This window comes from Paraburkholderia sp. RL17-381-BIF-C (genome assembly GCF_046026435.1).
Classification (GTDB): Bacteria; Pseudomonadota; Gammaproteobacteria; order Burkholderiales; family Burkholderiaceae; genus Paraburkholderia.
The window spans coordinates 16049-33312 of record NZ_JARESX010000017.1 but is presented as its reverse complement, the minus strand read 5'-3'; the positions used below and the strand labels follow the sequence as shown (position 1 = coordinate 33312).

Annotated in this window: 16 protein-coding genes; 6 read left to right on the top strand and 10 right to left on the bottom strand. The window is 62.6% G+C overall.

The features are described from left to right. Nucleotides 1-36 precede the first annotated feature (36 nt). From P0D70_RS13245 to P0D70_RS13225, 5 genes are all read left to right on the top strand, one after another. Entirely contained in the window at nucleotides 37-1290 is a 1254-nt protein-coding gene (locus tag P0D70_RS13245) for an ABC transporter substrate-binding protein (RefSeq protein ID WP_408184817.1), read from the top strand. Between the two features lie 85 nt (nucleotides 1291-1375). Further along, nucleotides 1376-2281, top strand: coding sequence for a carbohydrate ABC transporter permease (locus P0D70_RS13240; protein ID WP_408184816.1), 906 nt, complete (start codon nucleotides 1376-1378; stop codon nucleotides 2279-2281). Nucleotides 2282-2301: 20 nt separating this feature from the next. Continuing rightward, nucleotides 2302-3153: a carbohydrate ABC transporter permease gene (locus tag P0D70_RS13235; RefSeq protein ID WP_091803125.1), complete on the top strand. Its 852-nt coding sequence runs from the start codon at nucleotides 2302-2304 to the stop codon at nucleotides 3151-3153. Between the two features lie 37 nt (nucleotides 3154-3190). After that, complete coding sequence (locus tag P0D70_RS13230) at nucleotides 3191-5155, top strand: beta-galactosidase (protein WP_408184815.1); 1965 nt, start codon at nucleotides 3191-3193, stop codon at nucleotides 5153-5155. Between the two features lie 126 nt (nucleotides 5156-5281). Next, nucleotides 5282-6442, top strand: a complete 1161-nt coding sequence (locus tag P0D70_RS13225; protein ID WP_408184814.1) for a glycoside hydrolase family 53 protein — start codon at nucleotides 5282-5284, stop codon at nucleotides 6440-6442. 22 nt (nucleotides 6443-6464) lie between these two features. Here the strand turns inward: P0D70_RS13225 and P0D70_RS13220 are convergent, their stop codons facing one another. From P0D70_RS13220 to P0D70_RS13195, 6 genes are all read right to left on the bottom strand, one after another. Further along, nucleotides 6465-6791, bottom strand: a complete 327-nt coding sequence (locus P0D70_RS13220) for a hypothetical protein (RefSeq protein ID WP_408184813.1) — start codon at nucleotides 6789-6791, stop codon at nucleotides 6465-6467. A 231-nt stretch (nucleotides 6792-7022) separates the two neighbouring features. Further along, complete coding sequence (locus P0D70_RS13215; RefSeq protein ID WP_408184812.1) at nucleotides 7023-8381, bottom strand: MFS transporter; 1359 nt, start codon at nucleotides 8379-8381, stop codon at nucleotides 7023-7025. Between the two features lie 76 nt (nucleotides 8382-8457). Continuing rightward, nucleotides 8458-9675: a porin gene (locus P0D70_RS13210; protein WP_286162094.1), complete on the bottom strand. Its 1218-nt coding sequence runs from the start codon at nucleotides 9673-9675 to the stop codon at nucleotides 8458-8460. A gap of 349 nt (nucleotides 9676-10024) precedes the next feature. Then, nucleotides 10025-10369, bottom strand: a complete 345-nt coding sequence (locus P0D70_RS13205) for a cupin domain-containing protein (RefSeq protein WP_408184811.1) — start codon at nucleotides 10367-10369, stop codon at nucleotides 10025-10027. 33 nt (nucleotides 10370-10402) lie between these two features. After that, nucleotides 10403-11392 (bottom strand): succinylglutamate desuccinylase/aspartoacylase domain-containing protein, encoded by a 990-nt coding sequence (locus P0D70_RS13200; RefSeq protein WP_408184810.1) that lies wholly within the window; start codon nucleotides 11390-11392, stop codon nucleotides 10403-10405. A 43-nt stretch (nucleotides 11393-11435) separates the two neighbouring features. After that, on the bottom strand, nucleotides 11436-12518 hold the full coding sequence (locus tag P0D70_RS13195; RefSeq protein ID WP_408184809.1) for a tartrate dehydrogenase: 1083 nt from the start codon (nucleotides 12516-12518) through the stop codon (nucleotides 11436-11438). Nucleotides 12519-12685: 167 nt separating this feature from the next. Between P0D70_RS13195 and P0D70_RS13190 the strand changes: the two genes are divergently transcribed. Beyond that, nucleotides 12686-13627 (top strand): LysR substrate-binding domain-containing protein, encoded by a 942-nt coding sequence (locus tag P0D70_RS13190; RefSeq protein ID WP_408184808.1) that lies wholly within the window; start codon nucleotides 12686-12688, stop codon nucleotides 13625-13627. Between the two features lie 36 nt (nucleotides 13628-13663). On the opposite strand, the gene P0D70_RS13185 is transcribed toward P0D70_RS13190, so the two are convergent. The 4 genes from P0D70_RS13185 to P0D70_RS13170 form a co-directional block, all read right to left on the bottom strand. Next, a complete protein-coding gene (locus P0D70_RS13185; RefSeq protein WP_408184807.1) occupies nucleotides 13664-14062 on the bottom strand; it encodes a hypothetical protein in 399 nt (132 codons plus the stop codon). A gap of 141 nt (nucleotides 14063-14203) precedes the next feature. Further along, nucleotides 14204-14701, bottom strand: coding sequence for an Lrp/AsnC family transcriptional regulator (locus P0D70_RS13180; RefSeq protein WP_011491802.1), 498 nt, complete (start codon nucleotides 14699-14701; stop codon nucleotides 14204-14206). A gap of 51 nt (nucleotides 14702-14752) precedes the next feature. Then, the gene (locus P0D70_RS13175; RefSeq protein ID WP_408184806.1) at nucleotides 14753-16150 is read right to left on the bottom strand and encodes an aspartate aminotransferase family protein; all 1398 of its coding nucleotides are present in this window, start codon (nucleotides 16148-16150) and stop codon (nucleotides 14753-14755) included. A 183-nt stretch (nucleotides 16151-16333) separates the two neighbouring features. Continuing rightward, nucleotides 16334-17260 (bottom strand): 2-hydroxyacid dehydrogenase, encoded by a 927-nt coding sequence (locus tag P0D70_RS13170; protein ID WP_408184805.1) that lies wholly within the window; start codon nucleotides 17258-17260, stop codon nucleotides 16334-16336. Between the last annotated feature and the right edge of the window lie 4 nt (nucleotides 17261-17264).

Sequence of the window (17264 nt, the reverse complement as noted above, 5' to 3'; positions counted from 1 at the left end):
GCGCTGCCGGCCAACAAGGTATCAAGGAGACACAAGATGATTGCTTTTCGCCTTCGCCGTCTTGCACACGTGTCGATCGCAGCCGCACTGGTCGCCGGTTCGCTCTGCTGTGCCGCAGTCGACGCCGCCACGCTCAACGTCAACGTATCGGCGCGCGGTAATCAGCGCTCGACATGGCAGGACGCGTTCGACAAGTTCAAGAAGGCCAATCCCGATGTCGATCTGAAGGTGACCTACATCACCGAAGAAGCGTACAAGGTGCAGATGAGCGGCTGGCTTGCCACCGATCCGCCCGACGTCGTTTCATGGCACGACGGCGAGCGCATGGCGTATTACGCGCAACGCGGCCTGCTCGAAGACCTGTCGGCGGACTGGAGCAAAAATGGCTGGTCGCAGCAGTACGCGTCGGTGAAGGATGCGTCGACGTATAAGGGCAAGCAGTACGCGGCGCCGCTCGGCTACGACGCCTACGGTTTCTTCTATCGCAAGGATCTGTTCGAGAAGGCCGGCATCAAGAGCGAGCCGAAAACGTGGGATGAATTTCTCGATGCCTGCAAGAAGCTGAAGGCCAGCGGCGTCGCGCCGATCGCGGTGGCCGCTCGCGACAGCTGGACGCTTGCCGCCTGGTTCGACTATCTGGATCTGCGCATCAACGGCAACGCATTCCATCAGCAATTGATGGCCGGCGAAATTCCGTACACCGACGCACGCGTGAAAAAGGTCTACGCCGCGTGGAAAACGCTGATCGACGATCACTACTTCATCGACAATGCGCTCTCTTATGACCTCGATTCGATCGCGCCGTTTCTCGTGAACGGCAAGGCGTCGATGATGCTGATGGGCACGTTCTTCTCCGCGAGCATTCCGGCGAACCTCAAGCCGCAAACCGGCTTCTTCCGCTTCCCCGTGATCGACGCGAACGTGCCGATGGCCGAGGACGGTCCGGTCAACGTGCTGCTGATTCCCGCAAAGGCGAAAAACAAGGTCGACGCGCGCAGGCTGCTCGCCTTCATGGAACAGCCGCAGATCAACGCCGATCTCGCGAAGGGCTGGGGAACGCTGCCGTCGAACAGTCTGGCGACCGAGCCTGACGATCCGATTTCGAAGGTTGGCTTCCAGACGCTCGCCAACACCAAGGGCGGTATCGCGCAGTTCTACGATCGCGACATGCAGAAGGAAATGGCCGACGAAGGCATGAAAGCGATGCAGCAGTTCTACAGCGATCCGTCGCAACTCGACGCCGTGCTCGTGCGCCTCGAAGCGACCCGTAAGCGCATCTATCAGAAGTAAAGAAGTCAGTCACGGAGCGCCGGCGGCCTAGCAACGGCCGGCGCTCGTCTTCGAATCGCCTTCGCTTTCCGACGAGGCCCGATCCATGTCTCATTCCGCAGCGCGCCGCTTACCCGCGGCTTCGCACCGTCACGTCTCGACCACGCGCCGTCATCAGCATCGCGCCGCGTTCTTCTTCCTGTTGCCGGGTTGTGCGTTGTTTTGCCTGTGCGTGGTGTATCCGATCATCAGCAGCATTTCGCTCAGTTTTTATCACTGGGACGGCATGACGCCGAAGACCTTCGCCGGCTTCGACAACTATATCGAGCTGTTTCATGCCGACACGTTTTATACAGCGCTCAAGAACAACCTTATCTGGCTCGCGCTGTTTCTGCTGGCGCCGCCGCTCGGGCTGCTGTTCGCGTTGTATCTGAACCAGCATATCCGTGGCATGCGCGTCGTGAAGTCGCTGTTCTTCGCGCCGTTCGTGCTCTCGGGCGTGGTGGTCGGTCTCGTGTTCAGCTGGTTCTACGATCCGGGCTTCGGCTTGCTGCGCCTGATCGTCGGACACGGCATTCCCGTGCTCGGCGATCCGCATACGGTGACGTTCGGCATCGTGTTCGCCGCGTTATGGCCGCAAACACCGTTCTGCATGGTCCTCTACCTGACGGGCCTGACGGGTATCAATCCGGAAGTGGTCGAGGCGGCGCGCATGGAAGGCGCCAAAGGCGTGAAGCTGCTATGGCACGTGATCCTGCCGCAACTGCGGCCCGCCACGTTCATGGCCGTGGTGCTGACGGTGATCGGCGCATTGCGCAGCTTCGACCTGATCGCGGTGATGAGCGGCGGCGGTCCGTTCGACAGTTCCACCGTGCTCGCCTATTACATGTACGACCAGGCTATCAAGTACTACCGCGAAGGCTATTCCGCGGCGATTGCCGTCGTGCTGTTCGCCATCATGCTCGTCTACATCGTGTTCCATTTGCGCCGCATGCTGCGCGAAGAACGCTGATCTCCAAGGAGTTGCGCGTCATGTATCCGCTTCCCGTCGAACGCTGGAAACCGCTCAATCGCACGCTCTACAAAGTGTCGTTGCCCATTGCGCTGTTGATATGGCTTCTGCCGATGCTGGCCGTGCTCGTCACGTCGATCCGTTCATCCGACGAGCTGTCGCAAGGCGACTATTGGGGCTGGCCGAAGCACTTTGCGCTGCTAGAAAACTACGGCACGGCGCTCACGCAAACGCCGATGCTGCATTACTTTGCCAACAGCGTGCTGATCACGGTGCCTTCGGTGCTCGGCGCGATCGTGCTGGCGTCGATGGCGGGCTTTGCGTTGGCGACCTACCGGTTTCCGGGCAATACGGCTGTGCTATTCGCATTCGTCGCCGGCAATTTCGTGCCGATCCAGATCCTGATGATCCCGGTGCGCGACATGGCGCTGAAGGTCGGACTGTTCAATAGCGTGTGGGCGCTGGTGATTTTCCACGTGTCATTTCAGACCGGCTTCTGCACGCTGTTTCTGCGAAATTTCATCAAACAGTTGCCATTCGAAATGATCGAGGCCGCGCGCGTGGAAGGCGCGAGCGAATGGACCATCTATCTGCGCATCGTGTTGCCGCTGATCCGGCCCGCGCTCGCCGCACTCGGCATTCTGGTGTTCACGTTCGTGTGGAACGACTATTTCTGGGCGCTATGTCTCACGCAAGGCGACGACGCCGCGCCGATCACGGTGGGCGTCGCTGCGCTCAAGGGCCAATGGACGACCGCGTGGAACCTGGTCGCCGCGGGCTCGGTGCTGGCCGCGTTGCCTTCCGTGCTGATGTTCTTCCTGATGCAGAAGCACTTCGTAGCCGGTTTGACCTTCGGTGCAAGCAAGGGCTGAGCGCCGGTCCGACGTTATCTAACAACGAGAATCTCTCATGCAACTTGGTGTCTGTTATTACCCGGAACAATGGCCGCGCACGATGTGGGCCGACGACGCGAAACGTATGGCCGAACTCGGCATCGCCCATGTGCGGATCGCTGAATTCGCGTGGAGCCGGATGGAGCCGCGCGCCGGCGAATTCGTGTGGGAATGGCTCGACGAAGCCGTCGACACACTGGCGGCCGCGGGATTGAAACTGGTGCTCGGCACGCCGACCGCTTCGCCGCCGAAGTGGCTGATCGACGCGTATCCCGACGTGCTGCCGGTGCGCGCCGATGGCACGCGCTGGAATTTCGGTTCACGCCGGCACTACGATATATCCAGCGAAACCTATCGGCGCGAGTGCTTGCGGATCGTCACGGCAATGGCTCAGCGCTACGGGCGGCATGCCTCGATCGTCGCGTGGCAGACCGATAACGAACTCGGCTGTCACGAAACCGTGCCCAGCTATTCGCCTGCCGCGCTCGCGCGCTTTCAGACGTGGCTGCGGCGGCGCTACGAAACCGTCGAAGCGCTCAACGACGCATGGGGCAACGTATTCTGGAGCATGGAGTATCCGTCGTTCGAGGCGATCGGCTTGCCGAACCTTACGCCCACCGACGCCAATCCGATTCATCTGCTCGACTTCCGCCGCTTCATGTCGGACGAGGTGGCGGGTTTTCATCGCGAGCAGATCGACGTGTTGCGCGAGCATGCGCCGGCTGCGGATCTGCTGCACAACTTCATGGGTTTTTTCACGACCTTCGATCACTACCGTTTCGCCAAAGACAATGCGATCGATGTCGCCGCATGGGACAGCTACCCGATCGCGCGCACTGAATCGATCTCGCTGCCCGACGAACAGAAAGCGCTCTATGCACGCACCGCGCACCCCGACGTGTCCGCGTTCGACCACGATCGCTATCGGGCAATCGGCAGCGGGCGTTTCTGGGTGATGGAGCAGCAGGCCGGTCCGGTCAACTGGGCGCCGTGGAACCCGGTGCCGGCGAAAGGCATGGTCAGGCTGTGGGCTTACGAGGCGTTCGCGCACGGCGCGGAACTGGTGTCGTATTTCCGCTGGCGTCAGTGTCCGTATGCGCAGGAGCAGATGCATTCCGGGCTCAATCTGCCGAACAACGAACTGTCGCCGGGTGGCCTCGAGGTGCAGCAGGCGGCGCGGGAAATCGCCGCGAGCGCCGCACTGTCCGAACTCGATGCACCGGCGCGTGCGGCTGTTGCAGTCGTATTCGACTACGAGACGCAATGGATGTTCGAGATTCAGCGTCATGGCAAGACCTTCGACTATCAGACGCTGGCGTTCGACTACTACGAGTCGTTGCGCGAACTCGGGCTCGACGTGGATATCGTGTCGAGCCGCGCGGATCTGTCGGCTTATGCGATGGTGGTCGTGCCGAGCATCGCCGTGGTCGACGAGGCGCTCGTGCATCAGATCGAGCGAAGCGAGGCGCAATGGGTGTTCGGCCCGCGCAGCGGCTCGAAAACCGACAGCTTCGCGATCCCCTCCACGCTGCCGCCCGGCGCGTTGCAACGCGTGCTGCCGATGCAGGTGCTCGAAGTCGAGACGCTGCGGCCCACGCTGGCACCCGCGGTGTCGATTGGTGGCACGCACGGTGTGGCGATGCATTGGCGCGAGCACGTGCGGGCCAACCTCGATACGCAGGTCGAGGCGCAATTCGACGACATGTGGCCCGCAGTGCTCTCGCACGGAAAGGTTCGCTACGTGGCCGGCTGGTTGTCGCATGCGTTGCATCGCACGGTATTGGAGCAGGCCGCGCGCGATGCCGGCATCGAAACGCAACGGCTGGCGGAAGGCTTGCGCATCCGGCGGCGCGGCGATCTGACCTTCGCGTTCAACTTCGGTGCGCAGCCCGTGCATGCGCCGGCGCCGGTTGCTGCGACGTTCGTGCTCGGCAGTGCACTGCTGAAAACAGGCGACGTGTGCGCATGGAAGAGCGAATGATCTGATTGGCTGTTCGACGGAATCGGATCCAACAGTGTGTGTAGTCGGAGGGTGACACTCAAGCGCTTCAACCTGGGACCAGGCGGCCTTCGGAAGAGCCGCCCATCAATAGATGGAGGATGACAGATGAACAGAAGAGAAATGCTCGGCTGGCTCGCGTCGACGGCGGCCGCAGCCGGTGTCGGCGCAACGCTCGGCGCGCAGGCACTCGCGGCGGAGTTGCAGGCTTCGGGGCGTGGCAGTCGCTTTGCGAAAGGCGCCGACGTATCGACGCTGCTCAAACTGGAGGCGAACGGCGCGAAGTTCTATGAGCACGGCGTGCCGCACGACTGTCTGTTGCTGCTGAGAAGGCATGGCGTCGATTCGATTCGTATCAAGGTCTGGAACGATCCGGGCAACCCGAACTTCTTTCCGGCCGATCAGAGCCCCGCCGCCGGGTACAACAATGCGGACCATGTGCGCCTGCTTGCGCGCCGCGCGGCCGCGCTCGGCATGCGCGTGCTGATCGATTTCCACTACAGCGACTGGTGGGCCGATCCGGGCAAGCAGTATCCGCCGCACGCGTGGGCCGGCAAGGATATCGCGCAGACCTGCGCGTTGCTGTCGGAGTACACGTCGAATGTGCTGAAGATGCTCAAGCGCGACGGCGTGCACCCGGAGTGGGTGCAAGTGGGCAACGAGATCACCGGCGGCATGCTGTGGCCGCTCGGCAAGTACGATCAGTGGGACAACCTCGCCCAATTGCTGAAAGCGGGGCACGACGCGGTCAAATCCGTTGACGATCGCATCAAGGTCATGTTGCATATCGACAGCGGCGGTAACAACGCGACGAGCCGCTGGTGGTTCGACAGCGCGACCCAGCGCGGCGTTACGTTCGATGTGATCGGCCTGTCCTACTACCCGCAGTGGCAAGGCTCGCTGAGCGATCTGCAGAACAACGCGAACGATCTCGCAACGCGCTACGACAAGGACGTGATGGTGGTCGAGACGGCCTATCCATGGACCGCCAGCGACGGCGATTCCGAACCGAACGCGATGACCAACGTCGGGACGGCGAGCTATCCGCAGACGCCGGCGGGCCAGGCGCAGTTTCTCGGCGCGTTGACGGACATTGTCGAGGCGATACCGGATGGCCACGGCAAAGGCGTGTTCTGGTGGGAGCCGGAATGGATTCCGACGCCGAATGTCGGATGGAAGCTCGGCGCCGGCGATCAGTGGGACAACAACACGCTGTTCGATTTCCACGGCAACGCGCTGACGTCGCTCGATGCCTTTCGCCAACGTTAGTGGCTAGTTGAGCGCGCGGGCGCTACTTCGCGGGCGCCTGCGCCTGACGGTTCGCGCAGTCCGACGTAAACGCCATGCTGGCCTGGTCCGGCGTCATGCGCGGCGCGTCCGGGCTGTAGATCTTCTCGATGATGGCGCTGACCGCTTGCCGGTCAGCCGCGTCCTTGTAGTATTTGGCCGCCTGGTCGAGCGCTTGCGCCTTGGTCTTTTTATGCGCGCGCCACGACGCGACCTGGCCGGCGATATCGCCGATCGCAAAGCACTGATCGCTGACGGTTTGCGCGACGGCCTGAGCGGCCGGTTGCGCGAGGCACGCCGCGAACAGCGCGGCAACGACTACGCGTTTCATTCCTTGAACCCTGTGGTGAGGTGAGCAACGTTGCCCGAGCGATGGCATGCGCCACCGCGGCAACCGAACTTGCCAACAGGCACGTAGTTTATCGGGAAGTGGCGCGCCGCGTTTTTTCACGCGACGCCGCAATAGAAAAAGCCGCCTCGCAGGGCGGCTTCAAACAGCCATCGGGTCATGCGGCGCATCCGTTGCCGGATGGCGTCCTCGAGATGCGCACGCTTCGTCTCTTCAATGCCCGAACGACTCCGTCTTCGAGGCGCTCACGTTCGACACATGCGGCCGTGCCGCCTGTTTGATCAGCAACGCCACGCACGAAATCAGACCCGCCACCGCGACCATGGCGAAGATGCCCGCGAACGTGAAGTGGCGGCGCGTCAGTTCGGCCACGAGAAACGAGCCCGCAATGCCGCCGAAGCGCCCGATGCCGAGCATCCACGCCACGCCCGTGCCACGGCCTTCGGTCGGGTAGAACGCGGCGGCGAGCGCCGGCATCGACGACTGCGCGGTATTCATCAACACGCCGGCCACGAACACGACGAACACCAGCGCGCCCACGTTGCCCACCGCCTGGCCGATGAAATACACGCTCACGGCCGTCAATGCATAGCAGGCCGCGATGATCCGGTTCGCGTTGAAGCGGTCCATCAGCACGCCGCACAGCACGGCGCCCACGCCGCCGAGCGGGAACAGCGCGGAAATCAGCGTCGCGCGTTGCGGCGTGAGGCCGGCGTCCTTCAGCAGGATCGGCATCCAGTTGATCGACGCGTAGAAGATGACGAGGCCCATGAAATAGGTGATCCACAGCATCACCGAGCCGATGATGTACGAGCGCGACAGCACCACCGCCACGCCCTTGCCGCCGGTTTGCGGCGCGGTTTCGGTCATGATGAAGGTGCCCGCTTGCGCCGCTTCGCTCGAAATGCGCGAGAGCGCCGCGCGAATCCGTTCGACCGGCTGGCTATTGGCCACCATGTAGCGCACCGACTCCGGCATCTTGAGCGCCAGCAGGATCAGAAGCAGCAGCGGGGTGATGCCGCCGAGCAGCAACACGCTGCGCCAGCCGAAATGCGGAATCATCCACGCCGCGAGAAATCCGCCGAACGCGGCGCCGAGCGGAAAGCCGCAGAACATCAGATTGATCACGGTCGCGCGGCGGCGATCCGGGCAGTATTCGCCCATCATCGTGACGGCGTTCGGCATGGCCGCGCCCAGACCCACGCCGGTGATGAAGCGCAGCGTCGTCAATTGTCCGATGCTGTTCGAGAAGGCCGAGGCGAGACACGCCACGCCGAACAGCAGCACCGAGCCGAGCAGCATGGAGCGTCGCCCGAGCCGGTCGGACAGCGGTCCCGAGCCGAGTGCGCCGCAGGCGAGGCCGAATAGCGCGGCACTCAGCACCGGCGCAAGCGCCGGCTTGGTGATGCCCCATTCGGCGATCAGGGAAGGCGCAATGAAGCCGATCGCGGCCGTGTCAAAACCGTCCAGCAGGACGATGATGAAGCACATGAAGAAGACGAGCCACTGGAACGGCGAAAAGGGATGTTCGTTGAGGAAGGTCTGAACGTTCACAGCGTTGCTGCGGCTCATGATGTGTCTCCTGACTGCGGAATACGGAAAGGCCCGCCGTAACGAGCCTTCCTCTTTTTAAGATCGTGCGCCGATTTTAGAAGCGATGCACGATGCCCACGCCTGCGGCGAACTGGCTACGCGACGACGACGGCGCGCTCTGGAAGCCGTCGCCGATGGTTGCCGTCGCGCTGATGATGTGACCCGAGCCGGCCGTGCCCAGCGTATTGCCATTGGTGCGCTGGAACGCCTGCAATGCATAAAGGCCGGTGCGCTTCGACAACGAATAGTACTCGGACAGGTTGACCTGCTGGTACTGCGCCGAACTCGTGATGCCGTTCGCCTTGGTAGCGCGAGTGTAGCTGTAGCCGGTCGCGAAGTCCCACGAAACAGTTGGCTTCCAGTGCAGCACGACACCGCCCGTATTGAAGATCGCCGTGTCGCGGAAGCTCGAGTTGATACCCGGAATGTACTGCACATTCGAGTAAGCCGCGGACACGTCCCAGCCATTGCCGAAGTTATAGCCGCCGGTCACGGCAAAACGCTGCTGCGCCTGTGCTGTTTGATAGCCGTTGGTCACGGCCGATACGCCCGGCTGCGCGCCGTTGTTCGACACGGTGGAATCCGCGCCGTAGGCACCGCCGCCCAGCGTCGAGTTGTTGATGCGCATGAAGCCCACCGCGACGCCAACCGGGCCGTTGATGTACTGCACCGCGCCGCTCCAGGTCGAGCCGCGGTTCAGGCTGCCCGGCACGCCGCCGAGGGCGTACGAACCGCTGAACGTGAAGCCGTACAGTTTCGGCGACGTATAGACGAGCGAGTTGTTCGCGCGGTAAATCGTGTCGAGCGCGTCGACGTCGCCCGGGTGCGCGCCGTAGTAGCCGGTGAGCCACGTGGTCGGGCTATACGGCGACAGCAGCGAGTAGTAAGCCGTGTACTGGCGGCCGGCCTGCAGCGTACCGTAGGTCGGGTTCGTCACGCCGACCCATGCCTGGCGGCCGAACATCGCATTCGTGTATTGCTGGGCGCCGGTGCTCGAGTTGAAGCCGGATTCCAACTGGAAGATGGCCTTGGTGCCGCCGCCGAGATCTTCGCCGCCCTTCAAACCGAAGCGGCTGCCGGCCCATACGCCGTTGATCATGTTCACTTTGGACTTGCCGCCGGCGTTCGAGCCAAGCGAGCTTGCGCTGCTTTGATAGCCGATACCGGCATCGACGATACCGTACAGCGTGACGCTGCTTTGCGCGAAAACCGGTGCGCTGGCGAGAGCGGCGATCGCGCATGCGATCCGGGTCATAGTGATATTGCGATTCATAAAGGTATTCTCCAATTCGACCTGCTTCGACTGACTTGAGCGTGGTTGGCGACCCGGCCGTCCTTTGATTTTTCTCCGCCGTTCTGTTCGTATGTAGAACAGCGATTCTTTGTGCGAACAAGGCTGAACTGTAAGTAAGATGACGACGAGGGGTCAACGCGGGATTACCCCACTCTGTTGCAGATGCACATCGACTGGAAAAAGACGCTGGACAGCGCGAAGAACGAGGCAGGCCGCGGCGCGCTTTGGCGCGCCGGGGTGAGACGGGGTGTTGGCAGAAGGGGGAGCGCGGCCCTCGCAGGGCCGGCATGGTGCAGCGCGGCGCTCGGTGAACAGCGTGAAACGGTGGTCAGAAGATGACGTAAACCTTGCGCATGGTTTCCTCGACTTCCCACAGCCCTTCGGTGTTGGCTTCGAAGAAGAGCGTGTCGCCACTCTCGAAGTGGATGGTTTCCTCGTTATCGGGCGTGAAGCGTCCCCGTCCGGCAATGAAGTGCATCACTTCGGCCTGCTTGACCGAGCGGCGATAAGTGCCGGCGGTGCATTCGAAAATGCCGGTGTCGATGGCCTCGCTGCCCTTGATGACGCGTTGCACGCCCGACACCTGGATCGGCGTCGTGCCGGGCAGCCCGGCCGTGCCCCAGTCCTCCAGATTCTGCAGATTCACGCTTTGCTTGAGCTGCTGTACCTTCATCGCTACGTTGCCTTTGAGTGTGGATGGGCCGTTTCATTGGCCATGGGTTGGGGTGTTCGTCACGGTCTGCTCGATCTTGCCCAGCCGCACCACGGTCACGCCCGGCCGCAGTTGCCGCAGCGATGGCATGACGAGCATGCAGTCGTCGTAGGGCGTGGTGATGGCCTCGCCGTTCGACCAGCCGATCACGGCACCGGCCTCGGGAAAGATCTCGAGACCCGTATACGCCGCCGCGAAACGGAAATCCATGCTGGTGGCCACCACCGGCTGCGTCACGCGGACGATATGCTGCACGCCCGGCAATGGCGCAAGCCAGCCAGCCGGCAGATCCGCTTCATCGACCACGCCGGCCAGCAGCAGAAAGCGCGCGGTGGTGTCGCGCGTGACCGCAACCGCATTGCGTTCCCAATGCTGTCCGCATTCGATCAGCAGCGCGTTCTTTGGGCTGGCGGGGTCGCCGAAGCCTTCGTAATCGCGCATGCGGCGGCCTTCCGGATGGCCTTCGTCGCAGATCACGGTGGCGGGCGTGCCGAGTCGCACGGCGAGGTCGATACCTTTTTGCAGCGGTCCCGCCACGATCAGCGGCTTGCTCTTCTCGTGCATGGAGTGCAGATCGAGTAGAAGATCGACGCTGTCGATCACGGGCCGCATCGCGCGCGCACGCTCCAGTTCGCTGGACGTGCGCGAAGTATCGTCGAGCACCGCGGCAGTCCATACGCGGTTGAAATCCTGATCGACGAAGCGGGCCGCGTCCGGCTGCGCCGAATCGAAACTCCGATATGCGTCGACGTTCGCGAACGCCAGTGTGAGGCGTCCACGGCGTGGCCGCAGCGCGCACCGCAATAATTCGTCCACGACGATCGCGCCGCACACTTCGTTGCCGTGTGTGAGCGCGTTGATCATCACGTGCGGACCCGGTGCACCCGAGTCGAACGTGTGGACATAGGCGATACCGGATGCCGATTGTTCGTGGCCCGAAATATCGGGGAATTCGACTTCGATAGGGTAGGCTTCCGTGCTCATGCGAGTGTGTCCTTGCAGAGAGTGTGCGGGTTGACCGGCGAGCTCAGGCGAGCTTTGCCGCGATCGCCCGGCCGACCTCGGTGGTGTTCGCCTTGCCGCCGAGGTCGCCGGTATGCGGACCTTCAACCAGCGTCGCCTCGATTGCGGCGAGAATCGCGTCGTGCGCCTCGCGCTCCTTGCCGGCGTGGTTGCCGAGGAAGTCGAGCATCATCGCGGCCGACCAGATCATCGCGATCGGATTGGCGATGTTCTTGCCCGCGATGTCCGGCGCCGAGCCGTGCACCGGTTCGAACAGCGACGGAAACTTGCGGTCCGGATTCAGATTGCCCGACGGCGCGAGACCGATCGTGCCGGTGCAGGCGGGGCCGAGATCGGACAGAATGTCGCCGAACAGATTGGTGGCGACCACCACGTCGAAGCGATCCGGGTTTAGCACGAAGCGCGCGCAGAGAATGTCGATATGCTGCTTGTCCCACGTCACGTCCGGATACTGCGCGGCAATGCCGGCCGCGACTTTGTCCCACCACGGCATGCTGATCGCGATGCCGTTGCTTTTGGTGGCCACCGTGATCTTCTTGCGCTTGCGACGTTGCGCGAGATCGAACGCGAACTTCAGCACGCGTTCGCTGCCGTGCCGCGTGAAAACGGACTCTTGCAGCACGAATTCGCGCTCCGTGCCTTCGAACATCACGCCGCCCACCGACGAATATTCGCCCTCGGTGTTCTCGCGCACGATCCAGAAATCGATGTCGCCCGCCTTGCGGCCCGCGAGCGGCGAAGGCACGCCGGCAAAGAGGCGCGCGGGGCGCAGGTTGATGTACTGGTCGAATTCGCGGCGGAACTTCAAGAGCGAGCCCCACAAGGAAATATGGTCGGGCACCGTGTCGGGCCAGCCGACCGCGCCGAACAGAATCGCGTCCGCCGATTGCAGTTGCGCTTTCCAGTCGTCCGGCATCATCTTGCCGTGCTTCGCGTAGTACTCGCAGCTCGCCCATTCAATGTGCTGATACTCCAGCTCGATGCCGAAGCGCGTTTTCACCGCCTCCAGCACGCGAATGGCTTCCGGCATGACTTCGACGCCGATGCCGTCGCCGGGAATGACTGCGATCCGATATTTCTTCGACATGTTGTGCTCCTCCGCTTGGGACTGTTTGGGGCTGCTTGGGACTGTTTGGGGCAGCTGGACGATTCGGTAACGGCTATTTTATTCCTGCTGTTTGAGACTAAAATAGTCGCTTTAGTTAAGCCACTGTGCACGATTCGTGTACAAACTCCGTTGCCACCCATCGACCTATGAGCGCCGTCCCATCTCCCGATCTCGGCGACTTGCGCGTGTTTTGCGAAGTGGCGCGCAAGTCCAGTTTCAGCGCGGCGGCGGAGGCCCTGTCGGTGTCCGCGGCGTACGTCAGCAAACGCATCAACGTGCTCGAGACTACGCTCGGTACGCGTTTATTGCACCGTTCCACGCGCCGGGTGGCGATCACCGAGGCGGGCGAGCGCGTCTACACGTGGGCCGAAAAGATTCTCGACGACGTCGATCAATTGGTGGAAGACGTCTCCACCACGCGCCGCATACCCGGCGGCAAGCTGCGCATTTCCAGCAGCTTCGGCTTTGGCCGCCGTTTCGTCGCGCCCGCGCTCGCGCGCTTTTCCGAGCGCTATCCGCAATTGAGCGTGCGGCTCGATCTGTTCGACCGTCTCGTCGATGTGGGCGGCGAAGGCTTCGATCTGGATGTGCGCATTGGCGACGAGATCGCGCCGCATCTGATCGCGCGGCGGCTCGCGTCGAATCATCGCGTGCTATGTGCGTCGCCCGGCTACCTTGCGCGGCATGGCGCGCCGCGCCAGCTTGCCGAGCTGTCCTCGCATGCGTGTCTGGCGATCAAGGAGCGCGACCATCCGTTCGGGCTCTGGCGTTTGACGTTGCGTGGCGAGACGGTCTCGATCAAGGTCACGGGACCATTGTCGACCAATCACGGCGAAGTGGCGGTGGAGTGGGCACTGGCCGGGCGCGGCATCGTGCTGCGTTCCATGTGGGACGTGCGGCCGCTGCTCGAAAGCGGTCAGTTGCAGCAGGTGCTGCCCGAGGTCACGCAACCGGCGAATCTGTGGGCGGTGTATCCGGCACGGCTCGCGCAGTCGGCGAAGGTGCGGGTCTGCGTCGACTTTCTGAGTGAGGAATTCGCGCAGTGGAGTCCGCCGGCCGACGGGGCGGCCGGGGGGGAGATGGGGTGACCTGACGCGCGTTGCTAATCGATCGGATCTTTACGCTTACTTTTCGCGTATTGCGCGCACGATGATCCCGTCCCATCCGAACACGATTTTGTAGTCGCTCATTCCGAAGACTGCGAAGCAGTTTTCGCTATGGAGCAACGTCGTTCGCGCGGGTAAGCCGGTTTCGTTGACGGTGAGTCCGAATTGCCTGTTCAACTTTGTCTCTGTATCCACGTCGATAACTGTAAAGCCTGGACGCGGTACGCAGCTTTCCTTGTCGAACGCAATCGACTTCGGCGTAATCGTCATGGTCTTGCCGAGAATCCGCTTTGCCTCGGGGATACCGCCAGATATATCCGAATAGTCCACCACGTCGGTGACGACCCACTTGCCCACGAAATCGCCGACCGAAGGGGACTTCGTCTGTGCGGCGGAGGTGCCTGCACCAAACGTCATGGCGATAGCTGCGAATAGTAGGCGTCGAATCATCGCGCCCCCTGTCTGAATGGCGCGGATTCGCGCTGACGTCGGTTCAGCAGTCCTCGACTCAGCTTCGCAGGGCCGCATATCCCAATCATGCAAGGTTCCAGAGACGGCCTAGTGATGATTCTGCGAGAACAGCGTTTCGAGCGGGTAGTGGCTCTTCACGAACGGCGACTTGATGATCACGTAGCTGAAGTACTTCTCGATCCCGATGTCGCGTTCCAGCAGCCCTTCCACGATGCTCTGGTAATGGCTCACGCTGCGCGTGACGAACTTCAGCAGGTAGTCGTAGCCGCCGCTGGCAAGATGACACTCGACGATCTCGTCGACGTCGCGGATCGCATTCACGAACTTGATGAAGTCTTCCCGCCGGTGATCGGCGAGCGTGACTTCGGTAAACACGATCTGCACGTCGCCGAGCTTTTCGAGCTGGATCTGCGCACCGTAGCCGATGATGTAGCCGGCTTTCTCCAGACGCTTGACCCGGATCAGGCAAGGACTGGGCGAAAGGCCGACCGCGTCGGCAAGCTCGACGTTGGTTATGCGGCCTTTCTTCTGCAACTGGGAAAGTATGCGCAGGTCAATCCGGTCTAGCTTGCAGTCGCTGCTCATCGTAACGTTATCGCTCCGGCGATCGGTGTGGGGCTGGGATGGCCCTCTACTCTAGCATGCGTTGGCATGGGTTTTGACCTTGAACGCGGCGCGCACATCGGCTTGTGCGAGAACGTCGTCGAGGGTCTTTTCAAGTCGTTCGAACATCAGATCAAACTCGGCCTCGGTGTACGAGAGCGCCGGTGCGAAGCCGAGAATGTTGTCGCCGAAGGCCCGGAAAATCAGGCGGTTTTCATACGCGGCGGCAGCGATCCGTTCAGACAGTTTGAGCGCCGGGTCGAAGCCCGCCTTGCTGTCCTTGTCGGCGACGAGTTCGAGCGCGCCGAGCAGGCCACGGTGGCGCGAATCGCCCACCAGCGGATGCGCAAGCAGCGCGTCGAGGCCGCGCGCGAAACGCGGTGCGCGCGCCACGCCGTTCGCTAACAGCCCGCCTTCGTGATAGAGGCGCAGCACTTCCAGGCCGATCGCCGCGCTCACCGGATGCGCCGAATACGTATGGCCATGGCCGACCACCGCCTCGGCGTCGCCGTTGGCGATGCCCTGATAGATTTCGTCCGACATCAGCACGGCGCCCATCGGCGCATAGCCCGCGGTCAGGCCTTTGGCCACCGTCATCAGATCCGGCTCGACGTTTTCGCCCTGGCAGGCGAACAGCGGACCGGTGCGGCCGAAGCCGGTGATGACTTCATCGGCGACGAACAGGATGCCCAGCTTACGGCAGCTTTCACGCATGGCCGTGAGCCAGCCGACCGGCGGCACGATCACGCCGCCCGAGCCCTGAATCGGCTCGCAGAAGAATGCGGCGACGTTGTCGGCGCCGAGTTCGGCCACCTTCGCTTCGAGCGCGGCGACCGAGGCGGCGATCAGCGCGGCGTCGTCGGCAAAATCGCTGCGGTACGCGTACGGCGACGGCAGATGATGCTGGTTCGGCAGCGGCAGATCGAAGTTGCGGTGGAACGCGGGCAGGGCGGTGAGGCCGGCGCCGGTCGTCGACGAGCCGTGGTAGCCGCGTTGCAGCGCGATGATGTGTTTCTTCGACGCGCGCCCCGTGGCGTTGAAGTAATGCGTGATGAAGCGCAGTGCCGAATCCACCGCGTCCGAACCGCCGAGCGTGAAGTAGACGTGCTGCAGCGAAGCGGGCGACACCTCGACCAGCTTTTGCGCGAGTTCGATGGCCGGCTCCGAGCCGAAATGGAAATAGCCGGTTGCGTAGGGCAGTTTTTGCATCTGCGCGGTAGCGGCGTCGACAATGCTTTGCTGGCCGTAGCCGACGTTCACGCACCAGAGTCCGGAAAACGCGTCGAGCAGTTCGTTGCCGGCCGCGTCGCGCAGAAACGCGCCGCTGGCGGACTCGAGGACGGTGACGCCGCGTGCTTCGTGCGCGCGGTAGTTGATGACCGGGTGAATCAGATGCTTGCGGTCGGCTTCGATGAGCGATTGAATCGGCATGATGGTTTCTCGTCGCGGGAAGGGGCTGTTGACCGTCCCATACTACTGATCAGCGGCGATCGCCTGCTCACCTAAACAATTGCCTGAAAAGCGCGCACGACGCGTTTTGATGCGTGACCTCAGCATTTTATGCTGTGAACGCTGAAAAGCCGTGTCGCGCGGGCGTTTCGTCCGGTTCTGCCCTCAATAGCCTTGCGCGCGGTCGATCTGGCCAACCATAGGCAAGCCCGCGCGATGGCGGCGCAGGTTCTCCAGCACTACGTCGACGGCGGTGTCGGGCCGCGTCGCACTCGCGATATGCGGCGTGATACGCACGCGTGGATGCGTCCACAACACATGACTGGCGGGCAGCGGCTCGGGATCGGTGACGTCGAGAATGGCGTTGTGCAACTGACCGCTTTCGAGCGCCGCGAGCAAATCCTGCTGATTCAGATGCGGACCACGCCCCGTTTGAATCAGCGAGGCGCCGCGCGGCAGCTTCGCGAACAATTCCGCATTGAGCAGCCCGCGCGTGGCGGGCGTGAGCGGCAGCAGGCAGATGAGGATGTCGGTGCGAGCGAGAAACGCATCCAGTGCGCCTTCACCGGCATAACAGTGGACGCCCTCGATCTCGCGAGCCGAACGGCTCCATCCCGCACAGTCGAAACCGAACAGACGCAGCCGTTCCAGCACGGCCGTGCCGAGCACGCCAAGCCCGAGCACACCGACGCGGCGCTGACTGGCGGGCTTGAGCGGCAGCTCGCGCCAGACCTGCTGCTGTTGCTGAAGGTTGTAGTCGAACAGATCGCGATGAATGGTCAGCACAGCCTGTGTGACATATTCGACCATGCCTTCCACGATGCCCGGTTCGATCATGCGCACCACGGGCACATGCTCCGGCACGCCGGACAGATCGAACTGATCGATACCCGCGCCGACCGAGAACACGACTTCCAGGTTAGGGAAGGTGCGCGTCGGGTCTTCAGGTGGCTGCCAGGCGGCGAGATAGCGGATCGCGGCCGGATCGCCGAGTTCGGGCCAGATATGAAACGGCAAGTCCGGCGCTTTCTGCGCGAAGAGTTTCGCCCACTGGGCGCCGCGCGCCGGGTCGGCTTTATAGAGGAAGGCCATGATG

What these genes read in the sequence shown, in the direction of transcription:
- P0D70_RS13210 (WP_286162094.1), bottom strand. Translation starts at nt 9,675, where the DNA reads ATGAATCGCAATATCACTATGACCCGGATCGCATGCGCGATCGCCGCT.
- P0D70_RS13185 (WP_408184807.1), bottom strand. Translation starts at nt 14,062, where the DNA reads ATGACGTTTGGTGCAGGCACCTCCGCCGCACAGACGAAGTCCCCTTCG.
- P0D70_RS13175 (WP_408184806.1), bottom strand. Translation starts at nt 16,150, where the DNA reads ATGCCGATTCAATCGCTCATCGAAGCCGACCGCAAGCATCTGATTCAC.
- P0D70_RS13225 (WP_408184814.1), top strand. Translation starts at nt 5,282, where the DNA reads ATGAACAGAAGAGAAATGCTCGGCTGGCTCGCGTCGACGGCGGCCGCA.
- P0D70_RS13215 (WP_408184812.1), bottom strand. Translation starts at nt 8,381, where the DNA reads ATGAGCCGCAGCAACGCTGTGAACGTTCAGACCTTCCTCAACGAACAT.
- P0D70_RS13190 (WP_408184808.1), top strand. Translation starts at nt 12,686, where the DNA reads ATGAGCGCCGTCCCATCTCCCGATCTCGGCGACTTGCGCGTGTTTTGC.
- P0D70_RS13235 (WP_091803125.1), top strand. Translation starts at nt 2,302, where the DNA reads ATGTATCCGCTTCCCGTCGAACGCTGGAAACCGCTCAATCGCACGCTC.
- P0D70_RS13220 (WP_408184813.1), bottom strand. Translation starts at nt 6,791, where the DNA reads ATGAAACGCGTAGTCGTTGCCGCGCTGTTCGCGGCGTGCCTCGCGCAA.
- P0D70_RS13200 (WP_408184810.1), bottom strand. Translation starts at nt 11,392, where the DNA reads ATGAGCACGGAAGCCTACCCTATCGAAGTCGAATTCCCCGATATTTCG.
- P0D70_RS13230 (WP_408184815.1), top strand. Translation starts at nt 3,191, where the DNA reads ATGCAACTTGGTGTCTGTTATTACCCGGAACAATGGCCGCGCACGATG.
- P0D70_RS13245 (WP_408184817.1), top strand. Translation starts at nt 37, where the DNA reads ATGATTGCTTTTCGCCTTCGCCGTCTTGCACACGTGTCGATCGCAGCC.
- P0D70_RS13195 (WP_408184809.1), bottom strand. Translation starts at nt 12,518, where the DNA reads ATGTCGAAGAAATATCGGATCGCAGTCATTCCCGGCGACGGCATCGGC.
- P0D70_RS13180 (WP_011491802.1), bottom strand. Translation starts at nt 14,701, where the DNA reads ATGAGCAGCGACTGCAAGCTAGACCGGATTGACCTGCGCATACTTTCC.
- P0D70_RS13240 (WP_408184816.1), top strand. Translation starts at nt 1,376, where the DNA reads ATGTCTCATTCCGCAGCGCGCCGCTTACCCGCGGCTTCGCACCGTCAC.
- P0D70_RS13170 (WP_408184805.1), bottom strand. Translation starts at nt 17,260, where the DNA reads ATGGCCTTCCTCTATAAAGCCGACCCGGCGCGCGGCGCCCAGTGGGCG.
- P0D70_RS13205 (WP_408184811.1), bottom strand. Translation starts at nt 10,369, where the DNA reads ATGAAGGTACAGCAGCTCAAGCAAAGCGTGAATCTGCAGAATCTGGAG.